The 5,173-nt window shown below is 45.2% G+C and carries 4 protein-coding genes; 2 read left to right on the top strand and 2 right to left on the bottom strand.

Going from position 1 to position 5,173, the window contains the following annotated elements:
• The first annotated feature begins 87 nt into the window (after window positions 1-87).
• On the top strand, window positions 88-3,147 hold the full coding sequence (locus HXY43_RS07300; protein ID WP_290881708.1) for a response regulator: 3,060 nt from the start codon (window positions 88-90) through the stop codon (window positions 3,145-3,147).
• A gap of 9 nt (window positions 3,148-3,156) precedes the next feature.
• A complete protein-coding gene (locus tag HXY43_RS07295) occupies window positions 3,157-3,639 on the top strand; it encodes a chemotaxis protein CheW (RefSeq protein ID WP_290881707.1) in 483 nt (160 codons plus the stop codon).
• Here the strand turns inward: HXY43_RS07295 and HXY43_RS07290 are convergent.
• Window positions 3,611-4,219, bottom strand: coding sequence for a hypothetical protein (locus HXY43_RS07290; RefSeq protein ID WP_290881705.1), 609 nt, complete (start codon window positions 4,217-4,219; stop codon window positions 3,611-3,613). The genes HXY43_RS07295 and HXY43_RS07290 overlap by 29 nt on opposite strands.
• Window positions 4,220-4,406: 187 nt before the next feature.
• Window positions 4,407-4,991, bottom strand: coding sequence for a thylakoid membrane photosystem I accumulation factor (locus HXY43_RS07285; protein WP_290881703.1), 585 nt, complete (start codon window positions 4,989-4,991; stop codon window positions 4,407-4,409).
• Window positions 4,992-5,173: the final 182 nt, after the last annotated feature.

Here is a 5,173-nt window from a genome sequence, read left to right as displayed (position 1 = left end):
GGTTAGTGGTTAGTAGTTAGTGGTTAGTGGTTAGTGGTTAGTGGTTGGTTATTTCCAATCCCCAATCCCCAATATAAGCCCTCAACCATGACCCTTGACCCGACGATCCGCGAGCAAACCTATCAATACTTTCTCCAGGAAGCACCGGAACTCCTGCAAGCTATAGAACAAGGCTTGTTGAGCCTCAAGGAAAACTGGGGGATCAATCAAGTCAATAACTTAATGAGAGCCACCCACACCTTAAAAGGGGCAGCAACAAGCGTGGAGTTAGAAACCGTTGCCACGGTGGCTCACTCGCTGGAAGATATTTTTAAAGCTCTTTGTCAACCCGATGTTTCTATTGATCCGGAAGTAGAAGCCTTACTCTTTGAAGGGTTTGAGTGCCTGCGGCTACCTCTGGTCGCCGAACTCACAGGTGGCTCAGTAAACCATGCTGAAATTCTAGACCGAGCTGCCGCTATTTTTGCCCGACTGCAAGAAAAACTAGGAGATTTTTTTGGTCGGGAAGCGCACCTCCCCACCTCCGCAGAACTGGGCTTCGATCTGACTCAATCCCTGTTTGAAGTTGGAGTTACTCAAAGGTTAGAGCAAATCGCCACGGCTTTAGAAAATGGCCAGTCCGACGAAGAAATCGCCTCACTACTGCGAACTCAAGCCGAAGTTTTCCTGGGTTTAGCTGAGTCTTTGAATTTATCAGGATTTAGAGCGATCGCCCAGGCAGTGCTTGCTGCTCTGGATAACCATCCAGATCGGGCAGTATTCATTGCTCAGATTGCTCTGAGGGACTTGCAAGCAGGACAAACAGCGGTCTTGGCGGGCGATCGCAGCCAGGGTGGCGAACCCTCTAGCGAATTACAACAACTCGCAGATTTGACCACTAGTGCTGATGCACCCACTTTTCTCACCCAGACAGAGGTGAACGAGTCGCTAGCCCAAGAGCCAGACGTACCGGTGCTGGAAAGCATTTGGGTTCAGCAGGTAACTCCAGTTGAGTCAATACTCGAACAACATCTGGGAGAATTTACGCAATCTGACTCAGGCGCGAGCGTTGAGCAAGACTTCAGCCCGAGTTACAATTCCCCCCAGTCCCAGCCATCGGTTAGTCCTTTAAACCCTTTACCTCAAAAAGACCAGGTTTCACCCTCTCCCACAGTGCGGGTTAGCGTTAAGCATCTAGACCGTCTCAACTACTCAGTTGGAGAATTAGTCACCAACCAAAACAGTCAGTCGCTTCAAATTGAGAAGCTACAGGCTACAAGTAAAACACTTCTGAGGCAGATCAAGCAGCATCAAAAACTCCTCACTCAACTGCAAGATCAGTCTAACCGTCAGGCTAGTTTACAAAGGCGATCGCAAACTTCTTCCAAATCCTCAAATAAAGCAGCGCGTAAAGCCTCCAAGGCTTTGCGGCACAATCCCTCTGGATTCTGGGCGAAGGATTACGGTAACAACGCTCACTTGATTCAGTCACTTCTGGATCACATGGTGCAACTAGCAGAAACGGCTGAGGCAATTGACCTGCTAGCCCACCAGTCTAACCAAACAGTGGAAAAGCAGCAACAACTGCTGAGTGCAACCCAGAGTACCTTAATTGAAGCCCGGATGTTACCTTTGGGCGAGATCTTCGGTCGCTTTCCCCACATTCTGCAACAGCTAGAAACCTTATACAATAAGCCAATCTCCCTCGAACTGCATGGGAATGAAGTTCTAGTGGATAAGGCCGTGGCTGAAAAACTATTTGATCCCTTGTTACACCTAGTACGTAATGCCTTCGATCATGGAATTGAGCCTGCCGTAGTTCGGCAACAGCGAGGGAAGGCACAGAAGGGTCAAATCAAAATATCTGCCTATCACCAAGGCAGATATCTGGCGATCGAAGTGCAGGATGACGGGAATGGGTTGGATTTCGAGCAGATTCGACAACGGGCAGTAGAGGGACAACTAGTTTCTCTCGAACAGGCGAATAGTCTAAATCAAACTCAGCTAAGCGATTTACTATTTGAGCCGGGCTTTTCGACTGCCTCACAAGTTAATGACCTCTCTGGCCGTGGCATTGGACTCGATGTAGTGCGAAACCAGTTGAAATCCCTTCGGGGTTCGGTTACAGTTGATTCTCAGCTTCATCAGGGTACTACATTCACATTGCAGATCCCCTTGAGCTTGACGATCGCTCAATTATTTGTCTGTCAGGTTGGCTCCAAAACCTATGCCTTGCTCGATGATGCCGTTGAACAAATTCTGATGCCCTTGTCTAGTCAGATTCTAGAGCGCAACGGCAGCAAATTTTTGCGCTGGAGTCAGGGGGGCGATGAGAAACTGCTGCCAATTTACTCGCTGACGCGCACTCTAGATTACAATCCACCCACTCCTCCAGTCTCAGACGCGCCATGGCGCGTCTCTACATCTTCCCCACTCTCCCTGCTGCTAATCCGCTGCCAAGACGGACTCTTTGGCTTGGAAGTCGATCAACTCATTGGAGAGCAGGAATTGGTGATTCGTCCCTTGGGGGCAGCGATCGCAGCACCCAGCTACGTTCACGGTGCCAGCATTCTGGCTGATGGTCAGCTAGCCTTGGTGATTGATGGGGCAACGTTGATCCAAAAAATGTACGCTCAGCAGTACGAAAACACATCTTCTGTTATTTGGGCAGAGTCAGTGCCCTCAATGCTTCCACAGAGGCCTCAGCAACTGTTACTTTCTCAATCTCATGGTATTATACCAGCACTCCCTGCTTCAGAGTTTGGCGCTAAAGCAGGCGCAAGGATTCTGATCGTGGATGACTCAATTACCACACGCCAATCTCTAGCACTAATTCTGCAAAAAGCTGGCTACAGCGTATTTCAAGCAGAAGATGGTAACAAAGGACTTGAGTTGTTCCAGAACCAAATCGGTATTCAGCTAGTAATCTGTGATATCGAGATGCCTCGCATGAACGGATTTGAATTTCTCAGATCCCGTCAACGAATTCCTGCTTTAGCAGACATTCCGATCTTAGTTCTGTCATCTCAAAGTAGCAATAAGCACCGCTTGCTTGCTTCGCAATTGGGAGCAACTGTTTATATGACCAAGCCTTATATGGAACACAAGCTGCTAACAATGGTGGCAAATCTCCTTGAAAAAACTACGCGCGATTCTGTGTCTCAGTAAGGAAATGACATGAAAACCATCCATCACAAGTCAAAATTGGAAAAATTCATTGCGTTTACAGTTGCAGATTATCGCTTGGCGCTACCGATCAAAGCTGTACTAAAAGTTGTGACTTGCCCTCCTAAAACGGATCGCAAACTCAGTAAAATGGGACTGATCCAGGTTAGTCGCTACATGATTCGGGTTTTAGATTTACATCAACATTTAGGCTTAGAGGATTTACGTCAGTTACCAGATCAACCTTTTTTAGTGATTACGCCCAATTCTCAAGGAGAACTGTGTGGAATTCCAGTATGTGAACCACCCGATTTGATAGAGTTGCCGTTAGAAACGATCCGGCAATTGCCGCAGTCTTACCGTCAGTCTGGTGTGCTTGAGATTGCCAGCCATGCTATTGCCATATCCCGGGAAGAAATCACAACAACCATTTTTCTGCTGGACATGCCACAAGTTCTCAAATGCTTTAACCAATCGGATGATTTCCAGGATTAACAGCATGAATAAACTCACTACCTGATGCTGGAAAGCCTCTCTTATAACAAGCTTCTTGTGGTTGACCCCATCCTAATTGCAAAATCATTTCCAAAAAATTAGATTTTTCAAAACAACACAAACTTGCCCATTCTGTTATTTGAGCAATCCTATCAACATCAGGTTTGATAATTTGTTGATATTGTTTGCCATTATTAACACTCAAATATAAATCCATCTGGGCAGTGACTTCATTCCAAAATTCCAGGATAGAATTTTTTGCAGACTTTAATATATCTAAGTCACTTGATAAAGCAATTAATTGAGAATCTATTTCTGGATAACTAATAGTTTTACCCTTAACACTCACCTCACGCCAGACAATTCCAGAAACTAAATATTCTCTTTGGTATTCATGGATAGCAGCTTTAAAATCTTGATAGGCACTAAACTTTTGTAGCCCATCGGTTCTGATAAACTGGTCAATTACAGGATTGCCAGAAACAGTTATCTCTAATTTAAGGCGATCGCCCTTTAGACAAGCTTGACGTTCAGCCGCTAAGATTTTGATTAGCTCCTGTGTAGTGTAAACCTTTGACATCAGAACACACTTTATTAGTCATTGGTTATTGGTCATTGGTTATTTGTTGGTTGTTGTTTGTTGTTTGTTGGTTGTTTAACCTCCTTACTTATTACTGTTGTTTAGATATTATTCCCTACGTATTTTTAATATGTAGTATCAAGTTGCACCAAAATATAGGACAGACAAATTTTGTCTGCCCCAAAATTTATTCAGTTAATTCACTATTTAACTCATTGAAAGAGCGACGCTTTAATTCCACTGATTCGGAACGTGGTAGCAAGTCAAACACTTCTCGAAATTTGTCATCTATTTCTTCGTACGGTACTTGACCTTTCTTATTCAAGACTACCTGCCCCGACTGATTAAACACCACGACTTGTGGAACACCCCCAGAGTAATAATAACCTGGTTCGGTGGGGTCATAGGTTTGTTTGGATGGCATGGAATCTACACTGATAGGAATTATCTCTGCTGCCATACCATAAAACGCTTGTACACGTGAGACAACGATCGCATATTGCTTACAGTCACTGCTGTCATCTACATAAAAGACCAACAGTGCTGGTTTATGCTCTTTTAATGCTGTTGCTAGTGTAGTTTTGGGGGGAACTAGTGAACCATTACCAGCATAAACCACAAAGATATTTCCATCGTATCTGTCGTCATTGAGACTTGCAAATGCTGGTGGCATACCGAGGACGAAAAGGCATGCAAGCAGCAATAATCCGGACAAAAATCGTCGCCAGTTCGTGAATAAATAAGGTAAAATTTGCAACTTCCTGCCTTTCATCAAAAAAACCTTTGAACTTGTATTTCTGAGTAAGTTTGTGCTGAACTCAGCAGATCGGGGTGGAGATGTAGTTCTCAATTTTTAAGATAACGCCTATGTGGAGAGTGGGGAAGTGGAGGGAGTGGGGAGTGGGATTGGGGAAGGTGGGGCCCCTCTGGGGATAAGGGGTAATGGGGATTGGG

Origin of the sequence: Fischerella sp. (assembly GCF_013388695.1) — a bacterium.
In the GTDB taxonomy this organism is placed as follows: domain Bacteria; phylum Cyanobacteriota; class Cyanobacteriia; order Cyanobacteriales; family Nostocaceae; genus PCC9605.
The sequence above is the reverse complement of the archived record's forward strand: the minus strand, read 5'-3'. Positions and strand labels throughout refer to the sequence as shown.